Source organism: Aldersonia kunmingensis (assembly GCF_001646865.1).
Lineage (GTDB): Bacteria > Actinomycetota > Actinomycetes > Mycobacteriales > Mycobacteriaceae > Aldersonia > Aldersonia kunmingensis.
In genome coordinates, this window is sequence record NZ_LRRB01000117.1 from 1 (window position 1) to 19867 (window position 19867).

The 19867-nt window shown below is 67.6% G+C and carries 19 protein-coding genes and 1 pseudogene; 14 read left to right on the forward strand and 6 right to left on the reverse strand.

Going from position 1 to position 19867, the window contains the following annotated elements:
• Positions 1 to 78 precede the first annotated feature (78 nt).
• Positions 79 to 1005 carry a DUF2189 domain-containing protein gene (locus A8G08_RS09300; protein WP_068273088.1) on the reverse strand — a complete coding sequence of 309 codons (927 nt, stop codon included), beginning with the start codon at positions 1003 to 1005 and terminating at the stop codon, positions 79 to 81.
• Positions 1006 to 1246: 241 nt separating this feature from the next.
• Between A8G08_RS09300 and A8G08_RS09305 the strand changes: the two genes are divergently transcribed.
• A complete protein-coding gene (locus tag A8G08_RS09305; protein ID WP_068273089.1) occupies positions 1247 to 2416 on the forward strand; it encodes a phosphotransferase family protein in 1170 nt (389 codons plus the stop codon).
• Positions 2417 to 2437: 21 nt separating this feature from the next.
• Here the strand turns inward: A8G08_RS09305 and A8G08_RS09310 are convergent, their stop codons facing one another.
• Positions 2438 to 3742, reverse strand: coding sequence for an RNA polymerase sigma factor (locus tag A8G08_RS09310; RefSeq protein ID WP_068273145.1), 1305 nt, complete (start codon positions 3740 to 3742; stop codon positions 2438 to 2440).
• A 41-nt stretch (positions 3743 to 3783) separates the two neighbouring features.
• On the reverse strand, positions 3784 to 4074 hold the full coding sequence (locus A8G08_RS09315; RefSeq protein ID WP_068273091.1) for a YciI family protein: 291 nt from the start codon (positions 4072 to 4074) through the stop codon (positions 3784 to 3786).
• A 129-nt stretch (positions 4075 to 4203) separates the two neighbouring features.
• On the opposite strand from A8G08_RS09315, the gene A8G08_RS09320 reads away from it, so the two are divergent.
• The 5 genes and pseudogenes from A8G08_RS09320 (at position 4204) to A8G08_RS09340 (ending at position 10934) form a co-directional block, all read left to right on the forward strand.
• Positions 4204 to 5529 (forward strand): replication-associated recombination protein A, encoded by a 1326-nt coding sequence (locus A8G08_RS09320; RefSeq protein WP_245672748.1) that lies wholly within the window; start codon positions 4204 to 4206, stop codon positions 5527 to 5529.
• An 85-nt stretch (positions 5530 to 5614) separates the two neighbouring features.
• Positions 5615 to 8278, forward strand: a complete 2664-nt coding sequence (gene alaS, locus A8G08_RS09325) for an alanine--tRNA ligase (RefSeq protein ID WP_068273095.1) — start codon at positions 5615 to 5617, stop codon at positions 8276 to 8278.
• A gap of 34 nt (positions 8279 to 8312) precedes the next feature.
• Positions 8313 to 8846 (forward strand): Holliday junction resolvase RuvX, encoded by a 534-nt coding sequence (gene ruvX, locus A8G08_RS09330; protein ID WP_068273096.1) that lies wholly within the window; start codon positions 8313 to 8315, stop codon positions 8844 to 8846.
• Positions 8847 to 8935: 89 nt separating this feature from the next.
• A pseudogene (mltG, locus tag A8G08_RS09335) lies at positions 8936 to 10123 on the forward strand (endolytic transglycosylase MltG); the annotation flags it as partial.
• Complete coding sequence (locus A8G08_RS09340) at positions 10113 to 10934, forward strand: shikimate dehydrogenase (protein WP_068273100.1); 822 nt, start codon at positions 10113 to 10115, stop codon at positions 10932 to 10934. The pseudogene mltG and the gene A8G08_RS09340, both read left to right, overlap by 11 nt.
• 12 nt (positions 10935 to 10946) lie before the next feature.
• Here A8G08_RS09340 and A8G08_RS09345 read toward each other — a convergent pair whose 3' ends face one another.
• The gene (locus A8G08_RS09345) at positions 10947 to 11684 is read right to left on the reverse strand and encodes a dienelactone hydrolase family protein (RefSeq protein ID WP_068273102.1); all 738 of its coding nucleotides are present in this window, start codon (positions 11682 to 11684) and stop codon (positions 10947 to 10949) included.
• Positions 11685 to 11788: 104 nt separating this feature from the next.
• On the opposite strand from A8G08_RS09345, the gene A8G08_RS09350 reads away from it, so the two are divergent.
• The 4 genes from A8G08_RS09350 (at position 11789) to aroB (ending at position 15165) form a co-directional block, all read left to right on the forward strand.
• Positions 11789 to 12226 carry a prepilin peptidase gene (locus A8G08_RS09350; protein WP_068273105.1) on the forward strand — a complete coding sequence of 146 codons (438 nt, stop codon included), beginning with the start codon at positions 11789 to 11791 and terminating at the stop codon, positions 12224 to 12226.
• 64 nt (positions 12227 to 12290) lie between these two features.
• Positions 12291 to 13478 (forward strand): chorismate synthase, encoded by a 1188-nt coding sequence (gene aroC / locus A8G08_RS09355; RefSeq protein ID WP_068273146.1) that lies wholly within the window; start codon positions 12291 to 12293, stop codon positions 13476 to 13478.
• A complete protein-coding gene (locus A8G08_RS09360; RefSeq protein WP_068273106.1) occupies positions 13475 to 14029 on the forward strand; it encodes a shikimate kinase in 555 nt (184 codons plus the stop codon). Before aroC ends, A8G08_RS09360 begins: the two co-directional genes overlap by 4 nt.
• Positions 14026 to 15165 (forward strand): 3-dehydroquinate synthase, encoded by a 1140-nt coding sequence (gene aroB / locus A8G08_RS09365; protein WP_068273108.1) that lies wholly within the window; start codon positions 14026 to 14028, stop codon positions 15163 to 15165. The genes A8G08_RS09360 and aroB overlap by 4 nt, the downstream gene beginning before the upstream one ends.
• Positions 15166 to 15232: 67 nt before the next feature.
• On the opposite strand, the gene A8G08_RS09370 is transcribed toward aroB, so the two are convergent.
• On the reverse strand, positions 15233 to 15847 hold the full coding sequence (locus tag A8G08_RS09370) for a B-4DMT family transporter (RefSeq protein ID WP_068273110.1): 615 nt from the start codon (positions 15845 to 15847) through the stop codon (positions 15233 to 15235).
• Positions 15848 to 15954: 107 nt separating this feature from the next.
• On the opposite strand from A8G08_RS09370, the gene A8G08_RS09375 reads away from it, so the two are divergent.
• From A8G08_RS09375 to A8G08_RS28435, 4 genes are all read left to right on the forward strand, one after another.
• The gene (locus A8G08_RS09375; RefSeq protein ID WP_068273147.1) at positions 15955 to 17055 is read left to right on the forward strand and encodes a M24 family metallopeptidase; all 1101 of its coding nucleotides are present in this window, start codon (positions 15955 to 15957) and stop codon (positions 17053 to 17055) included.
• A gap of 34 nt (positions 17056 to 17089) precedes the next feature.
• Positions 17090 to 17653 (forward strand): elongation factor P, encoded by a 564-nt coding sequence (gene efp, locus A8G08_RS09380; protein WP_068273112.1) that lies wholly within the window; start codon positions 17090 to 17092, stop codon positions 17651 to 17653.
• A gap of 44 nt (positions 17654 to 17697) precedes the next feature.
• Complete coding sequence (gene nusB / locus A8G08_RS09385) at positions 17698 to 18192, forward strand: transcription antitermination factor NusB (protein WP_068273148.1); 495 nt, start codon at positions 17698 to 17700, stop codon at positions 18190 to 18192.
• A gap of 70 nt (positions 18193 to 18262) precedes the next feature.
• On the forward strand, positions 18263 to 19531 hold the full coding sequence (locus tag A8G08_RS28435) for a Rieske 2Fe-2S domain-containing protein (protein ID WP_425394545.1): 1269 nt from the start codon (positions 18263 to 18265) through the stop codon (positions 19529 to 19531).
• 19 nt (positions 19532 to 19550) lie between these two features.
• Here the strand turns inward: A8G08_RS28435 and A8G08_RS09395 are convergent, their stop codons facing one another.
• A complete protein-coding gene (locus A8G08_RS09395; protein ID WP_068273116.1) occupies positions 19551 to 19826 on the reverse strand; it encodes a DUF4242 domain-containing protein in 276 nt (91 codons plus the stop codon).
• Positions 19827 to 19867 lie beyond the last annotated feature (41 nt).

Below are 19867 nucleotides of genomic sequence, written 5' to 3' on the forward strand. Positions count from 1 at the left end.
GAAGGACGACAAGTAGCCCAACGGGCGAAACGAAAAGGCCCCGCACCGGATGGTGCGGGGCCTTTCGCTTGCCCATATCTAGCTGGTCGCCGGTGACACCGGTCCACGCACCAGAACGCGGAATGCGTAGGTTGCGGCGATCAAGGTGACCGGACCCGAGACGAGCAGGCCGACGCCGCACAGGATCGCGCCGACGATGTTCAGGCCGATGCAGGCCAGCGCCAGCAAGAGCAGCGGACCGACATTCTGCGAGACCAGGTTGTAGCTCGACTTGATGGCGTCGACGGCTTCCCGTCGCTGATCGATGACGAACGGCAGCGTATAGAACAGCAGGAACCCGACGATGATGCCCGGGATGATGCACAGGATCAGACCAACCCAGGTGGCCAGGCCGACCAGCAGCGCGGCCAGGACCAGCTGTCCGACGTTCTCCCAGCGGAAGAACGACCCGAAGTCCGGGCGGCGGCCGTCCAACTCGTGCAGGGCGCCCTGGAAGAACGCGGCCTGAATCAGCACGCCCACCACGAACAGGATGAGGGCGCCGATGATCGCGAGCACGATCGAATCGCTCACACGGAACAAGACCTGCAGCAGGCCCTGGATCACGATCGCGGCCAGCGTGATACCGATCCACACCAGCGCGTTGCCCTTGAACTTCTCCCAGCCGTAGCCGATCGCTGCACCGACGCTCAGCTCCGGTCCGGCGTCATAGCCGTATCCGCCGGATGCGGCGGGGAAGGGCTCGCCATAACCGGGCCCCGGCGGCGGCGGGGGATATCCGCCCTGCGGCGGCTGACCGTACTGCCCGGGCGGGGGACCGTAGCCACCACCGGGAGGCGGACCATATCCGCCCGGTGGGGGTCCCTGGGGCGGCGGTCCGTACTGACCGGGCTGACCCGGCGGCGGGCCCTGCGGGGGCTGGCCGCCGGGGTACGGCGGGTATTGGGGGTCGTTCTGCGGTGTATCGCCGCCCTCGCCACGCGGCGGCGGGGGATTTTCAGTCATCTGCGTTTCCTTGCAGGAGAAGGAGGGATTACGGAAAATTCGGACCTCGCCACACTCTAGGTGCAACCGAGGTGTCAAGCGCGGCACGAGCGATCTTGCTCCGGCGTGTCTTGCAAGGTGTTTGCTCTGAACACCCCGTAATGAACTTGCAACCGGTTGCGCCGAGTGGTCACCGTCGCGTGCTCGTAGTGAAACTCTCCGTCGGGCAGAATCTGTCCGAACACGGGTAGGTTGGAAGGTAATGACCGCAGTATTGGCCGAACGCGCAGCCGAAGTCCTGGCCGCTGCGCAGCAGTTGCTCACCAAGCGTATGGGGTCACCCGTCAAGCTTGTGGACCCGGTGGAACTGGGGGCGGGTCGCCGCACGGTCGTGCTGCGTGCCCGAATTGCGGAGAATGCGTATTCCCTTCCGCGGACGGTCATCCTGAAGCAGATCAACGGTTCCGCGTACGAGGCGCTGAACCGGGGTCCCGAGGCGCGCGGCGACACCGCACTCGCATCGGCATTCGTTCGGGAAGCGGTTTGCTACCAGTTCGCCACCTCGCTCGCGCCGGGCAACCGACCCGGCCCGGAACTGCTCGGTTACGACATCGATTCGCGCCTGCTGGTGTTGAGCGATCTCGGCGATGAACACCAGATGACGAGCCTGCTGAAGCACGGTGACGACAACGCCGTCACGAACATGCTGATGGCCCAGGCACAGGCGCTGGGCCGCATGCACGCGGCCACCGTCGGCCGCGAAGACGACTTCATCGCACTGGCTCGGCGAGCAGACATGGACCGTCACGACGAGCTGGCCGAACAGGCCGAGGCGTCGGTGGAGGGCCTCGCGGATCTGCTGCGCGAAAAGGTCGGCATCGAGGTGCCTGCCGATATCACCGAGATGGCTCGGCGGTGCAGCAAGCTTTTCAGCGGCGGGCGGCTGCGGGCGTTCAGTCCGTCCGACCTGTGCCCGGACAACATCATCGTCAACGGGGAAGGCGTCCGCTTCCTCGATTACGAGTGGGGCGGCTTCCGAGACGCGACGCTCGACATTGCGGAGACGCTGGTCTCCTTCCCGGGTTGCCTGTGCGACTACGACCTGACTGCGCCGCGTGCGCGGGCGATGGTGGAAGCCTGGCGCGCCGAGGTGGTCGGGATGTGGCCGCAGCTCGCCGACGACGAACTGCTGCGGCGCAAGATTCTCGACGCCGAGCTGATCTGGGTGTGGCTCAGCACGTTCTGGTACCTGCCGGACAACAACTCACGCCTCGCCGAGGTTCGCGAGCACGGCTTGGCGGTGCGGCGCTCGGTCGCGTTGCCGCGCCGGTGGCGATCGCTGGCAACCTTTGCCGTACATGTAGGTGAGGGTTCGCTCGCCGCGTTTGCCGAGGCAGTGGCGGACGCCTTCGAAACCAAGTGGGTCGGCTAGGCCGATCCCGCGGCCAGGAGCTCAGCGTTCCGGGACAACGCCATTCGCGCAGGATTCGGCGCGGGAGTTGAGAAGGTCTCGCTCGGCCTGATTTCGGGTCAGTTCCGCTGCCTGTTCGAATTCGGCTCGGGCCTCGTCGAATCGGCCCAGGTGAGCGAGGAAATCGCCGCGCACGCTTGGCAGCAGGTGGTAGTTGCGCAGCGACGGCTCGTCGCGGATCGCGTCGACAACGGCCAATCCGGCCGCCGGCCCGCGTGCCATCGATAGCGCCACCGCGCGGTTGAGTTCGACGATCGGCGACGGCTGCTTTGCCGCGAGCAGACCATAGAGGCTCGCGATGCGTTCCCAGTCGGTGTCCTCGGCGCGCGCGGCGCGTGCGTGGCAGGCCGCGATCGCGGCCTGCATCGTGTACGTACCGGGTTCGGCGGCAAGGTCTTCGGCGCGTTCGAGGGCATCGAGTCCGCGGCGGATCATCAGTTGGTCCCAACGGCTGCGGTCTTGATCGAGCAAAAGGATCGCTTCGCCGTTGGGTCCGCGTCGGGCGGCGGTGCGTGACGCCTGGATTTCCATCAGCGCCACGAGGCCGTGCACCTCGGCCTCGTCGGGCATGAGGCCGGCCAGGATCCGACCGAGTCGCAATGCCTCCGCACACATCTCGGGTCGCAGCCAGTCGTCGCCGGCCGTCGCGGAGTAACCCTCGTTGAAGATCAGGTAGATCACCTCGAGCACCGAGTCGAGCCGCGCAGGAAGCTCATCCCTGCCAGGCACCTCGAATGGCACCTGCGCGTCGGCGAGCGTGCGTTTCGCCCGCACGATTCGTTGCGCCACGGTTGATTCCGACGCAAGGAAGGCCCGCGCGATCTCCGGTGTTGTGAGCCCGCCGAGCAGCTTCAGCGTGAGGGCTACGCGAGCCTCGGTGGACAGCACCGGATGGCACGAAACGAACATCAGGCGCAGCAGGTCGTCTTCGATCTGCTCCTCGAGCAACGCCTCGTCCTCGACACCCGAGTTCAGCTCGGTTTCGAGATCGCGTGCGATCTCCTGATGCTTGCGGTCGAGGCGCTCCTGGCGCCGGAATCGGTCGATCGCGCGGCGCTTCGCGATGGCCATCAACCAGGCGCCCGGGTTTCGCGGAACGCCGGTTTGTGGCCACTGCTCGAGCGCGGCGACGAGGGCGTCCTGTGCGAGTTCCTCGGCGAGGCCGACGTCGTGCACCATGCGGGTGAGTCCGGCGATCACGCGCGCGGATTCGATTCGCCAGACGGCATCGATCGCCGCGTGGGTTTCGTCGGTCGGCGGGGGAGTTGGCTCGTGGTCGGCCGTCACGATCACCAATCTCACCACGTCCTGCCGACATGCGGCGCGGGTCATGTTCCGGCGATCGGGGCCACCGTCAGTTCGACGTCGACGAATTCGTCCGCCAGCCGATTCGCCCACTCGACTGCCTCGGCGAGCGAGCGCACGTCGACGATCACCAGTCCGGTCGGCGCGGCGTCACCCGTTCCACCGGCGATCCGTTGGCCGTCCCGTACGGCGATGCGGGCACCGGCCGGCTCGAGTGTGTCGCAGGCGAGTAGCACCCCCGCGCGGTGCGCGGCAGCCGCGAAGCGGTCTCGCGCGGGGACGGTGGGACTGCGGTAGAGGACGAGGTAGCGCATCGGTGGGCTCCCGGGGGTCGGAACGGCTCTTGTCAGTGCGTCGTCCGGGGAGCGCACGATTCGACAGCCCCGCCCTCGGGAGGCAACCGAGGTCGGTACGGTCGAGGCGTGACCGAAAGTCTGTTCGAGGTGCCCGGCGAGGGCGGCGACCGCGGTGCGGTTGACTTCGCGGGCCCCGGGGCGAGCGCCCCGCTCGCCGTGCGGATGCGCCCGGCCACCCTCGACGAGGTGGTTGGGCAGCAGCACCTGCTTGGCCCGGGTTCTCCGCTGCGCCGGCTCGTTGAGGGTGCGGGCGCGGCATCGGTACTGCTCTACGGCCCACCAGGGACCGGGAAGACCACGCTGGCCTCGCTCATTTCGCAGGCCACCGGACGCCGGTTCGAGGCATTGTCGGCGTTGTCCGCGGGTGTCAAGGAGGTTCGCGCGGTCATCGATCTCGCGCGGCGTCGCCTGTTGAACAACGAGCAGACCGTGCTGTTCATCGACGAGGTGCACCGGTTCTCCAAGACGCAGCAGGACGCCCTGCTCGCCGCGGTCGAGAACCGGATCGTCCTGCTCGTCGGCGCCACCACCGAAAACCCGTCGTTCTCGGTGGTCTCTCCGCTGCTGTCGCGGTCGCTGGTGCTGCAGCTGCGCTCACTGTCGGACGACGACATCAGGGCGGTGCTGGACCGCGCGCTGACCGACCCTCGGGGTCTCGGCGGCCGGTACACGATTGCCGACGACGCCGTCGACCACATCGTGCGCATCGGCGGCGGCGACGCGCGACGCGCACTCACCGCGCTGGAAGCCGCCGCGGAGGCCACGGGTGACGGCTCCGAGGTCACCCTCGAACTCGTCGAGGCCAGCGTCGACCGCGCCGCCGTGCGCTACGACCGGGACGGTGATCAGCACTACGACGTGATCAGCGCCTTCATCAAATCGATCCGCGGGTCCGACGTCGACGCGGCACTGCACTACCTCGCGCGGATGATCACCGCAGGCGAGGACCCGCGTTTCATCGCCCGCCGGCTCGTCGTGCATGCGAGCGAGGACATCGGCATGGCCGACCCGACCGCACTGCAGACCGCGACCGCCGCCGCGCAGGCCGTGCAGCTGATCGGGATGCCCGAGGCGAAACTCGCGCTGGCTCAGGCGACGATTCATCTCGCCACCGCTCCGAAGTCCGGTGCCGTCGTGGCCGCAATCGGGGCCGCGATGGCCGATGTCTCCGCGGGGAAGGCCGGGCTGGTCCCGCCGCACCTGCGCGATGGCCATTACGCCGGTGCCGAGCGGCTCGGCAATGCCAAGGGGTACCGGTATCCGCACGACGATCCCGACGGTGTGCTCGCTCAGCAGTACCCGCCGGACGACCTCGTCGGAGTCGACTACTACGTGCCGACCGATCACGGCGTCGAACGTGAAATAGGCCCTCGGGTCGAAAAGTTGCGCCGGATCGTGCGCGGCCGTCGCTAACCGTGTCCAGCCATGCATAACTGAGTGGCACGCCCCCGGTAGTCTGGACGAGGCCGAAATCGCGCTTCGAGTTGAAGGATTACACGTGCAGACCCATGAGATCAGGCGGCGTTTCCTTGATCATTTCGTCAAGGCCGGACACACCGAGGTCCCAAGCGCGTCGCTGATCCTCAACGACCCCAACCTGCTGTTCGTCAATGCGGGCATGGTTCAGTTCGTGCCGTTCTTCCTCGGTCAGCAGACCCCGCCGTACCCGCGGGCGGCCAGCGTGCAGAAGTGCGTGCGCACCCTCGACATCGAGAACGTCGGCATCACGACTCGGCACAACACGTTCTTCCAGATGGCCGGCAACTTCTCCTTCGGCGACTACTTCAAGCGCGAGGCGATCGAGTTCGCCTGGACTCTGCTGACGAACGCCGTCGAGGACGGCGGATACGGATTCGACCCGAGCCGGCTGTGGGTGACCGTCTATCTCGATGACGACGAGGCCATCGCGCTGTGGAAGGACGTCGCCGGGCTGCCCGAGGAGCGCATCCAGCGTCGCGGCATGGCCGACAACTACTGGTCGATGGGCATCCCCGGCCCGTGCGGCCCGTGCTCGGAGATCTACTACGACCGCGGCCCCGAGTACGGCATCGACGGTGGTCCTGAGGCCGACGAGGATCGCTACCTCGAAATCTGGAACCTCGTCTTCATGCAGAACGAGCGCGGTCTCGGCACCTCGAAGGACAACTTCGAGATCATCGGCCCGCTGCCGAAGCAGAACATCGACACCGGCATGGGCGTCGAGCGCGTCGCGTTCCTGCTGCAGGGCGTCGACAACGTCTACGAAACCGACCTCGTTCGACCGGTGATCACCAAGGCCGAGGAGCTGACCGGCCGGAGCTACGGCTCTGTGCATGAGGACGATGTCCGCTTCCGTGTGATCGCGGACCACGCGCGTACCGCAGCGATGCTGATCGCGGACGGCGTGAATCCCGGCAACGACGGCCGCGGCTACGTGCTGCGCCGCCTGCTGCGCCGCATTGTTCGCTCCGCGCGCCTGCTCGGCGCCGAGAAGCCCACCATGGCCGCGTTCATGAGCGTGGTGCGTGACGAAATGTCGCCCTCCTACCCGGAACTCGCGTCCGACTACAAGCGCATCGAGACCGTTGCGGTCGGCGAGGAGACTGCGTTCCTCAAGACCCTGACCTCGGGGTCCAAGCTGTTCGAGGGCGCCGCGGACTCGGTGAAGGCCAAGGGCGGCAAGGTGATCGGCGGCAACGAGGCGTTCACCCTGCACGACACCTATGGCTTCCCGATCGACCTCACGCTCGAGATGGCAGCCGAGGCCGGCCTCTCGGTGGATGAAGAGGGCTTCCGTTCGCTGATGGCCGAGCAGCGACAGCGTGCGAAGGAAGACGCGCAGGCGCGCAAGCATGCGCACGCCGACCTGACCATCTACAAGGAGTTCGTCGACTCCAACCCCACCGAGTTCACCGGTTTCAGCGAACTGAACTCCGAGGCTCGCGTGCTTGCCCTGATCTCGGGCGGCGTGCGCATCCCGACCGCAGGCAAGGGCGAGGACGTCGAGGTCATCCTCGATCGCAGCCCGCTCTACGCCGAGGCCGGCGGCCAGATCGCCGACCAGGGCTCGCTCACCGCCGCCGGTCTTCGCGTCCGCGTCAACGACGTACAGAAGATCGCGAAGAAGGTCTGGGTGCACAAGGTCACCATCGAGGAGGGGCAGCTCACCGAGGGTGACGAGGTGCTCGCTCAGGTCGACCCGGGCTGGCGCAAGGGCGCGACCCAGGGCCACTCGGGCACGCACATGGTGCACGCCGCGCTGCGGCAGGTGCTCGGTCCCAACGCTGTTCAGGCCGGCTCGCTGAACAAGCCGGGCTACCTGCGGTTCGACTTCAATTGGCAGGGCGGGCTTTCCGAGCAGCAGAAGGCCGATATCGAGTCGGTTACCAACGACGCCGTCGGCTCGGATTTCCCGGTCAACACGTTCGTTACCGATCTGCCCAAGGCCAAGACCATGGGTGCGCTCGCGCTGTTCGGCGAGAACTACGGCGACGAGGTCCGCGTCGTCGAGATCGGCGGCCCGTTCTCGATGGAGCTGTGCGGCGGCACGCACGTCGAGCACTCCAGCCAGATCGGTCCGGTGACACTGCTCGGCGAATCGTCGGTCGGCTCGGGTATTCGACGTGTTGAGGCGTTCGTCGGCCTGGACTCCTACAAGTACCTCGCCAAGGAGCGGGCCCTGCTCGCCGGTGTCGCGTCGTCGTTGAAGGTGCCGTCCGAAGAGGTTCCCGCCCGCGTCGAGCAGCTCGTGGAACGCCTGCGCGTCGCCGAGAAGGAACTCGAGAAGACCAAGGCCGCTGCGGTGCTGTCCGCAGCGGGCACGTTCGTGGACAAGGCGCACCGCGTCGGTGGGCTGCTGCTCGTGGCCGAGCAGGCGCCCGACGGCGTGTCCGGAAATGACCTGCGCACGCTCGCGATGGACATCCGTGGCCGGTTCAACGAGGCCGCCGTTGTCGTGCTGCTCGGCAGCGCGGACGGGAAGGTGCCGTTCGTCGTCGCCGCGAACAAGGGCGCGATCGATCTCGGCATCAAGGCCGGCGACCTGGTCGGCAGCTTCGGTCCGTCGATCTCGGGCCGCGGTGGCGGCAAGCCGGAGCTGGCTCAGGGCTCGGGCGCCGATCCTGCCGGTATCCCCGCGGGTCTCGCGGCCGTCCGTGCACGGGTCGGCGAACTGGTGGGTTAGCGCATGTCTCCCAAACTCCCTTGTCGGCGCCCTAGTGCCTGATCTGCCCGGCCCCGACCATCCCGGCGTCGATGATCCCGGTCGCGGGCGTCGCATCGGGATCGATGTGGGCAGCGTCCGGATCGGCGTCGCGTCGTGCGATCCGGACGGCATTCTTGCGACCCCGGTTGAGACCGTTGCGCGGGCGAAAGACAACTCGCCGGGCGCTCCGGATATCCGCAGGATCGTTGCGATCGTGGGGGAGTATGAGGCCGTCGAAGTGATCGTCGGGATGCCGCAGACGCTTCGAGGCGAGCGCGGGAAAGCCGCTGAACTGGCGGTGGCCTTCGCGCGAAGGCTGCGGACAGCACTCGACCCGGTTCCGGTTCGACTGTCCGACGAACGCCTCACTACAGTGACGGCCGCGCGATCACTCCGCGAGAGTGGCGTGCGGGCCAAGGGACAGCGCGGCGTGATCGACCAGGCCGCTGCGGTCGCCATCCTGCAGGGATGGCTCGAGGAACGGAGTGCACGGTTGGGACGCGTCGAAGCTGACGGATCCGTACCGGAGGCGGGGGGCGGCCGGTGAGCGACGGCCGGAGCCGTTCGCAGCCGCGTCGTGGCAGTGTGGCGGAGATGGACGATGCGCGCGGACCCAGGCGTACTCGGCGTCCCGAGCCCACCCGGGTCGGCCGCCGTCGCCGTGAGCGCGCCGCGGAAGCGCGGCGTCGCCGCGGCCGCGTCGTCGTTGTTGTCTTCGGCGTCGTCTTCGCGGTGCTGATCGCCGGCGGTGCCGCGTTCATCATGAAGAAGTACTTCGGCTCCGAACCGGCTGCCGATTATGAGGCCGGGACCTCCGAGCAGGACGTCGTCGTTCACGTCGGCTCAGGCGAAACTGCCTCGGAGATCTCGCAGACCATGGTCGACCAGGGCGTCGTTGCGAGCTCGGCCGCGTTCTACGAAGCGGCGGTGCAGGATTCGCGGATGGAGAGCGTTCAGCCCGGGTACTACGCACTTCCCAGCCACATTCCGGGCGACGAGGCCGTCGCGACTCTTGTCGGAGGAGAGTCGCGGGTCGGGCAGATGGTGCTGTCCGAGGGGCGGCAATTGCACGACAACCGTGACGTGACGACCGCCGCCATCAAGGAAGGCATCTACACCAAGATCGCCAAGGCCAGCTGCTACGGCGCCGATGAGCAATGCGTGAGCTACGACGACCTGAATGCAGCCGGCGCATCCGAGGACCTGGACGCGCTGTGCGTACCCAAGTGGGCGATCGCGGGCGTGCGGGCCGTCCCGGATCGGGATCGCCAACTCGAGGGTCTCATCGCGTCGGGCACGTGGGACTTCGACCCCACCGCGACGCCCACCGAGATCCTGTGCCAGCTGGTTTCGGAGAGCGCCGCGCGATACGAAGAGACCGGACTGCTGAACCCGGCCAGGGAGAACGGTCTCACGCCGTACCAGATGCTCACTGCGGCATCGTTGGTCGAGCGGGAATCGCTGCCCGACGATTTCGCCAAGGTGGCGCGCGTCATCCTGAACCGGCTCGCCGTTTCGCAACCGCTGCAGTTCGACTCGACGGTGAACTACGCACTGGACGAGACCGAGGTCGCGACAACCGACGCGGACCGGGCGCGCGAAACCCCGTGGAACACCTACGCAATGGCCGGTCTGCCCGCGACGCCGATCGCGGCGCCGAGCATCGACGCGCTCGAGGCGGTCGAGCAGCCGGTACCGGGACCATGGTTGTACTTCGTCACCATCGACCAGCAGGGCACGACGTTGTTCACCGAGAGCTACGACGAGCACCTGCGCAACATCGAAAAGGCAAACGAAAGCGGGATTCTCGACAGTGGGCGCTGACGTTCGTAAGGCCGCAGTTCTCGGTAGTCCGGTGTCCCATTCCCGGTCTCCGCAGCTCCATCTCGCCGCGTACCGCGCGCTCGGGCTGACCGATTGGACCTACGAGCGGATCGAGTGCACGGCCGAGCAGCTGCCCAAGCTGGTCTCCGTGCTGGGTCCGGAATGGGTTGGCCTGTCGGTGACGATGCCCGGCAAGGTCGCTGCACTCGATGTCGCCACCACTCAATCCGATCGCGCGGTGCTCGTCGGTTCGGCGAACACGTTGGTACGTACAGAGAACGGCTGGCATGCGGACTGCACCGATGTCGACGGCGTGCGTGGAGCCCTGATCCAGGGCGGTGCGCCTGATCTCGAAGGCGCGTCGGCTGTCGTCCTCGGTGCGGGCGGTACGGCACGCCCGGCGCTGCTCGCGTTGGCCGAACTCGGGGCGGCGCAGATCACCATCGTGGCGCGCGACGCCGAACGGGCTCGCCCGGCGCTCGAGTTGTCGGCGATCCTGGGCATGCCGGCGCGGGTCATCGATCTCGAGAAGTCGGTGGTTGCCGAGGCCTGCGGTGACGCGACCGTCGTGGTCAGCACCATGCCCGCCACAGCCACTCCATCGATTGCGGAAGCGGTCGCGAAGTGCGGGTTCGTTCTCGACGCGATCTACGACCCCTGGCCGACGCCCGTCGCGCACGCGGTGGAGGCTGCCGGTGGGGTCGCGGTCAACGGACTGATGATGTTGCTGAACCAGGCCTATGGCCAGGTCGAGCAGTTCACCGGGATGCCCGCGCCGCGCGACGAGATGGCCGCGGCGCTGTTCAACTAGCAGCGCCGCCGGTCAGGCGGTTTTGAGCTTGTCGGCGAAGAAGTCCAGCACCGTCTGGACCGCGACGTCGTTGCGCTCCGACGTCAGCGTCGAATGGCCCTTGCCCATGAACCAGTAAGGAATGAAGGCGCCGCCCAACTCGTCGCCGAGTGTTTGGAACCGCTTCCCGACCATCACATCGTCGCGGTATTGCAGGCCCAGCACCTGGCAGCCTTCGGCGGCACGCTTCTTGACGGCGGCGAGGTCATCGGGGGAGAGATTGAGATCTCGACCGTGCTTCGGCGTGATCGCGAACGGGAGTGAGGGCTGCGCCAGGACCGGGGCCACGACCGACGGCTCGATCATCATGGCGAGTGCGAAATTGCCGGTGGCGCACATGCCCAACGCGCCCACGCCCGGGCCGCCCAATTCCTCGTGTAGCTCGTTGGCGAGGCTGCGCAGCCAGGCGGTGACCGGAGAGGTGCGTCCGCGGCGCAGGACGTTGAACTCGGCGCTGACGCACAGTCGCGTAATGGTTTTCGTGATTGTCCACTCGTTTTTCGGCGCGCCGACCTTGCCGAACAGTGCGGGCATTACGACGGTGTAGCCCGCCGCCACGACCTCCTCGGCGAACTCGACGACGTCGGCGTAGATGCCCGGGACCTCGTGGATGATGACGACGCCCGGACCGCTGCCCTTGCGATAGGTCGGGTAGGTCACGCCCTTGTCCGACGTGTGCGAACCCGCGGTCCAGTCATCGAGAAATGCCATGCCGACGATTATGCGGGGGCGGATCTATCCACAACCGATCGCCCGTCCACAACTCGGCAGTAAGGCCACCCGATTCGGGATTTCGATCGCAAGACTCAGCTCCCATGACCGGATTGGTGCTCGCGGTATTCGTCGCCTGGTGTGCCTGGCTGACAGTGATCGATCTGCGGGAGCGGCGGCTGCCGAACGCGTTGACCGCGGGCGGTGCGGTGGCGGTCCTGCTGTTCGCCGCAATGACCGGGCGGTGGTCGGCAGCGTTGATCGGCGGGCTGTTGCTCTTCGCGGTCTATCTCGTGGTTCATCTGGTCGCGCCGGGAGCCCTCGGCGCCGGTGACGTGAAGCTCGCCTTCGCGCTCGGCGCCGCTGTGGCGCTTGCCGGTGGGCAGGCGTGGGTGACCGCGGCACTGCTCGCACCGGTCGGCACCGCGCTCGCGGGATCGCTACTGTGGCTGCGCGGCGGCCGCGCGCGTGCGCCGACCGTGGTGGCGCACGGACCGGGCATGTGCCTCGCGAGCCTCATCGCACTCGCACTGTCGATGTGAGCGCAAGCGTGTCGTGCCGGACCACGTGCTCGGGCATGTCCTCCGACATGGGAAGATTGCGGGCGTGCTGCGCTGGATAACTGCCGGAGAATCCCATGGTCCCGCCCTCGTCGCCTTGCTCGACGGGATGATCGCCGGAGTCGAGGTGACTTCGGACCAGATCTCGACGCAGTTGGCGCGGCGTCGGCTCGGCTACGGCCGCGGCGCACGGATGAAGTTCGAAGCCGACAAGGTCACCATCGTCGGCGGTGTGCGGCACGGCCGCACGATGGGCGGACCGGTCGCCATCGAGGTCGGCAATACCGAGTGGCCCAAGTGGGAAACCGTCATGTCGGCCGACCCGGTCGATCCGGACGTGCTCGCCGATCTGGCCCGCAATGCCCCGCTGACCCGGCCCCGTCCGGGCCACGCCGATTACTCCGGCATGCTCAAGTACGGCTTCGACGACGCCCGACCGGTGCTCGAGCGTGCCAGTGCGCGCGAGACCGCTGCCCGCGTCGCGTGCGGCACGGTCGCTCGCGCATTCCTGCGTCAGGCGTTCGGTGTCGAGGTGATCTCGCACGTCGTCTCCATCGGTTCGGCCGCCGCGCCGGACGGCCTGGTGCCCACCGCCGCCGATCTCGCTGCGATCGACGAGAGTCCGGTGCGCGCGTTCGACAAGGACGCCGAGGCGGCGATGATCGCCGAAATCGACGCCGCCAAAAAGGACGGCGACACTCTCGGCGGTGTGGTCGAGGTTGTCATCGAGGGTCTGCCCGTCGGCCTCGGCTCGTTCACGAGCGGCGAGAACCGCCTTGACTCGCGAATTGCCGCCGCACTCATGGGTATTCAGGCCATCAAGGGTGTCGAGGTCGGCGACGGCTTCGAGACCGCGCGCCGCCGCGGCAGCCAGGCCCACGACGAAATGCGTCCCGGACCGGACGGCGTACTGCGCTCCACCAACCGTGCCGGCGGCCTCGAGGGCGGCATGACCAACGGCGAGGCGCTGCGTGTACGTGCCGCCATGAAGCCGATCTCCACGGTGCCGCGCGCGCTGTCCACGGTGGACATGACCACTGGTGAGGAAGCCGTTGCGATCCACCAGCGCTCGGACGTGTGTGCCGTTCCCGCCGCGGGTGTCGTTGCCGAGTCGATGGTGGCGCTCGTGGTCGCGCAGGCCGCGCTGCAGAAGTTCGGTGGCGACTCGCTGACCGAGACGACGGCGAATATCGCCGCGTACCTCGGGCGGGTCGCCGCTCGCCCGCCGCGATGACCGAGGCCGCTACCGGGAGGCGTCCGCGGGCGGTGCTGGTCGGACCGCCCGGGGCGGGGAAGTCGACGATCGGGCGACGGCTGGCCCGCGAACTGGGTGTCCCGCTGTACGACACCGATCAGGCGATCGAGCGGGAGACCGGCCGCGCCATCTCGGACATCTTTGCGAACGACGGCGAACCGGCCTTCCGTGCGATCGAGGAGGACGTGGTCCGCCGTGCGGTGCAGACGCAGGGCGGGGTGGTGTCGCTCGGCGGTGGTTCCGTGCTGTCCCGCGACACCCGGGCCCTGTTGAAGGGTCAGACGGTGGTGTACCTCGAGATCAGCGTCGCCGAAGGGCTGCGTCGCACGGGCGCCAACAGCAAGCGGCCGCTCCTGGCCGGCCCGGACCCCGGCGCGAAGTACCGTGAACTGATGCGTCGGCGGCGCCCGCTCTACCGCGAGGTCGCCACAATCCGCGTGCGGACCGATGGCCGCAGCCCAGGCCGAGTGGTCAAGCAGATCGTCGCCAAGCTGAGCGCCCAACCGAAGGAAACGGAGCAGAAGTCGTGAGTGAGCCGACGTCAAGCGCGGAGCCTGCAAATGAGCCACAGTCCGTAGAGGTCCGGACGGCGAACCCGTATCGGGTGGTCATCGGCCGCGGCCTGCTCGGCGAACTCGTCGACGAGCTGAAGTCGGTGCGGACAGTCGCGATTTTCCATCAGCCGCCGCTCACACAGACCGCCGAGGCGGTCCGTGCTGCGCTGGCCGAGCAGGGCGTCGACGCCCACCGTGTGGAGATCCCGGACGCCGAGGCCGGGAAGGACCTCGCCGTGGCGGGATTCTGCTGGGAAGTGCTGGGCCGGATCGGGCTCACCCGCAGCGATGCCGTCGTCAGCCTCGGTGGCGGTGCCGCGACCGACCTCGCCGGGTTCGTCGCAGCGACCTGGATGCGCGGCGTGCGGATCGTGCATGTGCCGACCACGCTGCTGGCCATGGTCGACGCCGCGGTCGGCGGAAAGACCGGAATCAACACCGATGCAGGCAAGAACCTGGTCGGCTCCTTCCACGAGCCGTCCGCGGTGCTGGTGGATCTCGCAACGCTCGAGACCGTGCCGCGCAACGAGATCGTCGCGGGCATGGCTGAGATCATCAAGGCCGGCTTCATCGCCGACCCTGTGATCCTCGAACTCATCGAACGCGACCCGGAGGCCGCGCTGGACCCCACCGGTTCGGTGCTGCCGGAACTGATCCGCCGCTCGATTCAGGTGAAGGCCGACGTCGTTTCCGCGGACCTGCGCGAGTCGAGCCTGCGCGAGATCCTCAACTACGGCCACACCCTCGGCCACGCCATCGAGCGTCGTGAGCGCTACCGCTGGCGTCACGGTGCCGCCGTGTCGGTCGGTCTGGTGTTCGCCGCCGAACTCGGCCGGCTCGCGGGCCGGCTCGACGACGAGACGGCCGATCGGCACCGCGCTGTCCTCGCGAGCGTCGGCCTGCCGACCGGCTACGACGCCGACGCGCTGCCGCAGCTGCTCGAAGGCATGCAGACCGACAAGAAGAACCGCGCCGGCATCCTGCGGTTCGTTGTGCTGGACGGGCTGGCGAAGCCCGGACGGCTCGAAGGGCCGGATCCGGCCCTACTGGCTGCCGCATACTCCGCCGTGGCGCGGGAGGGCACACCGAGCGGTGGGTCCGTGCTGCTGTAGCGGTACAGAAACGAAGAAGAGGCCGACCAGAAATGGTCGGCCTCTTCTTTGCTCTGTGGGCGGAGCCTTACTGGCTCTTGCCGTCCTGGGGCCGGTCGGTGATCGCCGGGAACTGCTCGGTCGGTGCTTCGGCATCGACCTGCCGCTGTTCTGTCGGGAAGATCGACGGGTCGTAGCCACCGGCCTCGCCGTACGCACCCGAGGCGCCCACCGCAACCGGCTCACGCGAGTGCTTGGGAGCCGACTCCTCGGCCTTGTCCTCGGCACGGCGGGCAATGAAGTGCCCGATCCCAATGCCGATCATCGCCGGAACGAAGATCAGCAGGATCGTCCATGCGGCGCCCGCGGTGAGTTCGAAGAAGAGCGGGTTGTCGCCGAGGTCAAAGCTCGGGAACATGTCGACCAGCCACGCGAGCGCGCCGCCGGCAAGCCCTCCGAGGATGGCGGCCTTCAGCCACAGCATGGTCAGATCCGCGCCCTCATCCTCGCCCGGGTACGCCGCACGATCGCGCTTCGCGTCGACGTATCCCCAGCCAGCGGCGGCGAGAATCACCACGAGCAACGACAACAACCGCATCGGTGTGCCCTGCATCGGCCACTGCCCGATTCCGAAACCGAGGAGAGCTCGGACGGCGACATTGACCACTGCAAGTACGAGACCGCGTACCACCCACGCATTCATAGGGCAACAGAGTAGCCGTACACCCACCCCCTGTGGCAGACCCCACAGGAAGTTCACCCTCTGGCGATGCGTCACTCGGCTCCGGACCCGGCGGTAGGTTGATGTTCATGCCCGACGACCATCGCCGCCGCCGCCAAGCCCTGCGAGCGCTGCTGGCCGACCGAAATGCCGACGCGCTGCTGGTCACAAACCTGCTCAACGTTCGCTACCTCACCGGTTTCACCGGTTCCAACGCCGCGCTGCTTGTGGCGACCGAGGACAGCGAGGACGAGGCTCGAACCATCATCAGTACCGATGGGCGGTATCTGACCCAGGTCGCGGAGCAGGTGCCGGACCTCAAAGCGGAGATCACGCGCGCGGTCGGGACCCGGCTGATCGAGCTCGCCGGAGGCAACGGCGCGCGCCGCCTCGGCTTCGAGAGCCATGTCGTCACCGTCGATCAGCACCGCGCCTACGCAGATGCGGCCGGGAATATCGAACTGGTGCGGTTGCCGGGGCTGATCGAGCAGCTGCGAATGGTCAAGGATGAGCAGGAGGTCGCGCTCCTGCGCGGTGCGTGTGCCGCCGCCGACGCAGCGTTGAGCCAACTGATCGAGAACGGCGGGCTGCGGCCGGGACGGTCGGAACGTGAGGTCGCGCGCGAGTTGGAGTTCCTGATGCTCGAGCACGGCGCCGACGGCATTTCGTTCGAGACAATCGTCGCGGCCGGGTCGAACTCGGCGATTCCGCATCACCGCCCGACGGAAGCCGTCCTCGCGACGGGTGATTTCGTCAAGCTCGACTTCGGTGCGACGCTGCGCGGCTACCACTCCGATATGACCCGCACGTTCGTGCTCGAGACCGTGGCGGACTGGCAACGCGACGTGTACGAGCTCGTGGCTCGCGCGCAGGCGGCGGGCCGAGCGGCGCTGCGACCCGGTGCCGCGGTCGCCGAAGTCGACGCCGCCGCCCGCGATCTCATCGACGCCGCAGGCCACGGCGATCTGTTCCTGCACGGCCTCGGTCACGGGGTGGGGCTCGAGATCCACGAAGCGCCGGGAATCGGCAAGGCCGCGACCGGTACACTTCTTTCCGGCGCGGTCGTGACCGTGGAGCCCGGCGTGTACTTCTCCGGACGTGGAGGCGTTCGGATCGAGGACACACTCGTGGTGCGCGATGAGGGTCCCGAGCTGCTGACCCTCACCAGCAAGGAACTGACCGTCGTCTGAGACGACAAAGACGAACGAAAGACAGGCAACTCAAGTGGCGGACACCAGCGATTTCAAGAACGGCCTCGTGCTGAAGATCGACGGCAACCTTCAGCAGATCATCGAGTTTCAGCACGTGAAGCCGGGCAAGGGCCCCGCCTTCGTGCGCACCAAGCTGAAGAACGTGCTCTCCGGTAAGACCGTCGACAAGACCTTCAACGCCGGTGTGAAGGTGGAGACCGCCACCGTCGACCGCCGCGATATGACCTACCTCTACCACGACGGCACGGACTACGTGTTCATGGACGGCGAGACCTTCGATCAGATCTCGGTCAGCGAGCAGGTCATCGGTGACGGTGCCCGCTTCCTGCTCGAGAACATGACCGTGCAGGTCGCGACCCACGAGGGCGCGCCGCTGTACGTGGAGCTGCCGGTGACGGTCGAGCTCGTGGTTCAGCACACCGATCCGGGCCTGCAGGGCGATCGCTCGACCGGTGGCACCAAGCCAGCGACGCTCGAGACCGGCGCCGAGATCAACGTGCCACTGTTCATCAACACCGGCGACAAGCTGAAGGTCGACTCCCGCGACGGGAACTACCTCGGCCGCGTGAACAACTGAGCGTGCGGGACGAGGCTGCGAGAAACAAGGCGGAGGGACGCACGTTGTCGGGCACCCAGAAGAAGCTCGGCGCCCGGCACAAGGCGCGCAAGCGAGCTTGCGACCTCCTCTTCGAGGCCGAGGCGCGAGATATCGACCCGGCGGTGCTGGTCACCGAGCGGGTCGAGCTCGCGGCCGATGACGACACGATCCCGCGCGTTCAGCCGTACGCCGCGACGATTCTGAACGGCGTCGCCGACGACCTCGACCGGATCGACAACACCATCGAGTCGTACCTGCAGGACTGGGCGCTGGACCGCCTACCCGCGGTCGACCGCGCGATCCTGCGCATCGCGGTCTGGGAGCTTTTCCACGCCACCGACGTTCCACCCGTTGTCGCGGTGGACGAGGCCGTCGAGCTGGCCAAGGAGCTGTCCACCGACGAGTCGCCAGGCTTCATCAACGGCGTGCTCGGACAGATCGTGCTCGTCGCGCCTCAGGTTCGTGCGGCTGCAGCGGCAACGCTGAGCGCGCCGGAAGCCCCGGACACCGCCGAGTAGCGCCTGTCGAACCCGCAGGGCGGCTGCTTCGTGATCATCACGGAGTAGTCCGAGACCTGCGGGAGTCGGCATGGATATCGACGGACCCATCATTTCGCGCCGGACCGTTGTGGTCGGCGCGGGGGCAATTGCGGGAGCCGCTGCGGTGGCCGCGTGCACCGGTAGCGAGCCGAAGTCTCCGTCGGGGACGAGCGCGTCGACATCATCGTCAGGAGCGGCGCCGTCGTCGTCTGCCGAAGCCGCTCAACCTCCGCCTGCGGGACGCCCTCCGGGTGCGGTGGCCCGCGCCGCGGATGTTCCGGTCGGATCGGGCGTCATCACCGGCGATGTCGTGGTGACGCAGCCCAATCCTGGTGATTTCGACGGATTCTCGGTGGTATGCCCGCACCAGGGCTGTGCGGTGAACGAGGTTTCCGGCGGCAGGGTCCTATGTCCTTGCCACGGTAGCGAATTCAATCTCGATGGCTCGGTCGCGGTGGGCCCGGCCGTGTCGGGGTTGGCGCCGCGTCCGGTCAGTGTGCAGGGAGACTGGATCGTCGCGGGCAGTGGGCCACCCGCGCAGGTAGAGCGGCAAGCCGAGGAGCCGGAGGTCCAGCAACCGGTCACCGATGCGTCGGCGCCGCCCGGTGCGGTGGCCCGGGCGTCCGCGGTTCCCGTCGGGGCCGGGGTGATCGCCGGCAGTGTCGTAGTGACGCAGCCGAATCGCGGTATTTACCAGGGTTTCTCGGTGGTCTGTCCGCATGCGGGCTGCGCGGTGAACTCGGTGTCGGGCGGGACGATCAACTGCCCGTGTCATGGCAGCAAGTTCAACCTCGATGGCTCGGTTGCGGACGGACCCGCCGTGTCGGGGTTGGCCCCGCGGGCGGTCAGCGTCCAGGGCGATTGGATCGTGGCGGGCGGCGGCCCAGCCCCTGCCGTCCAACAACCGCAGTCGCAACAGCCGGCGCAGCAACCGCCGGCGACGAAACCGGGCAGCGCGGTCGCGCGAGTGGCGGACGTACCTGTCGGTGCCGGCGTGATTGTCGGCGATGTCGTGGTGACTCAGCCCAGTCCGGGCGATTTCCGCGGAATGTCCTCGGTGTGTACGCATTTGGGCTGTGCGGTGGATTCGTTCACCGGCGGGAAGATCAACTGTCCCTGCCATGGCAGCAAGTTCAACCTCGATGGCAGCGTGGCCGTCGGACCCGCAACGAAGCCGTTGCCGCCGCGTCCCGTGCAGGTGTCGGGGGAGTGGATCGTGCTTCAAGGGGGCGGAGCACCGGGCGTCCCGCCCCCGCCGAAACCTTGGTGGTGCGAGGTCACCGACCTACTGGGTTCGGCGGGGAGCTCCGGTTGCTGAGCTGCGTCGCGGGCGGCGATCAGCCTTCGCCCGTGGTCGGGTCGATGATCCCGTGCACCTGGTACAGCTTGTCGTAGAGGAACCCGCTGGTCTCCGCGTGCTCGCGAACAGCGTCCTCGTCGTCGGCGATGTATACGCACATGAGTGTGTCGTCCGAGACATACGACTGAATCCATTGCGCCCGCCCGGCCATGCCGTCGAGCACTTCGTTGGACTTCCGCGCTGCGGCCTGGAGTTGATCGGCGCTCATTTTGCCGACTCCGGGGATTGGCCGCTCGATAAGGTACTTCGGCATCGTTCTACTCCGATCTTTTCGTCCCGGTGGGACGTGTATTT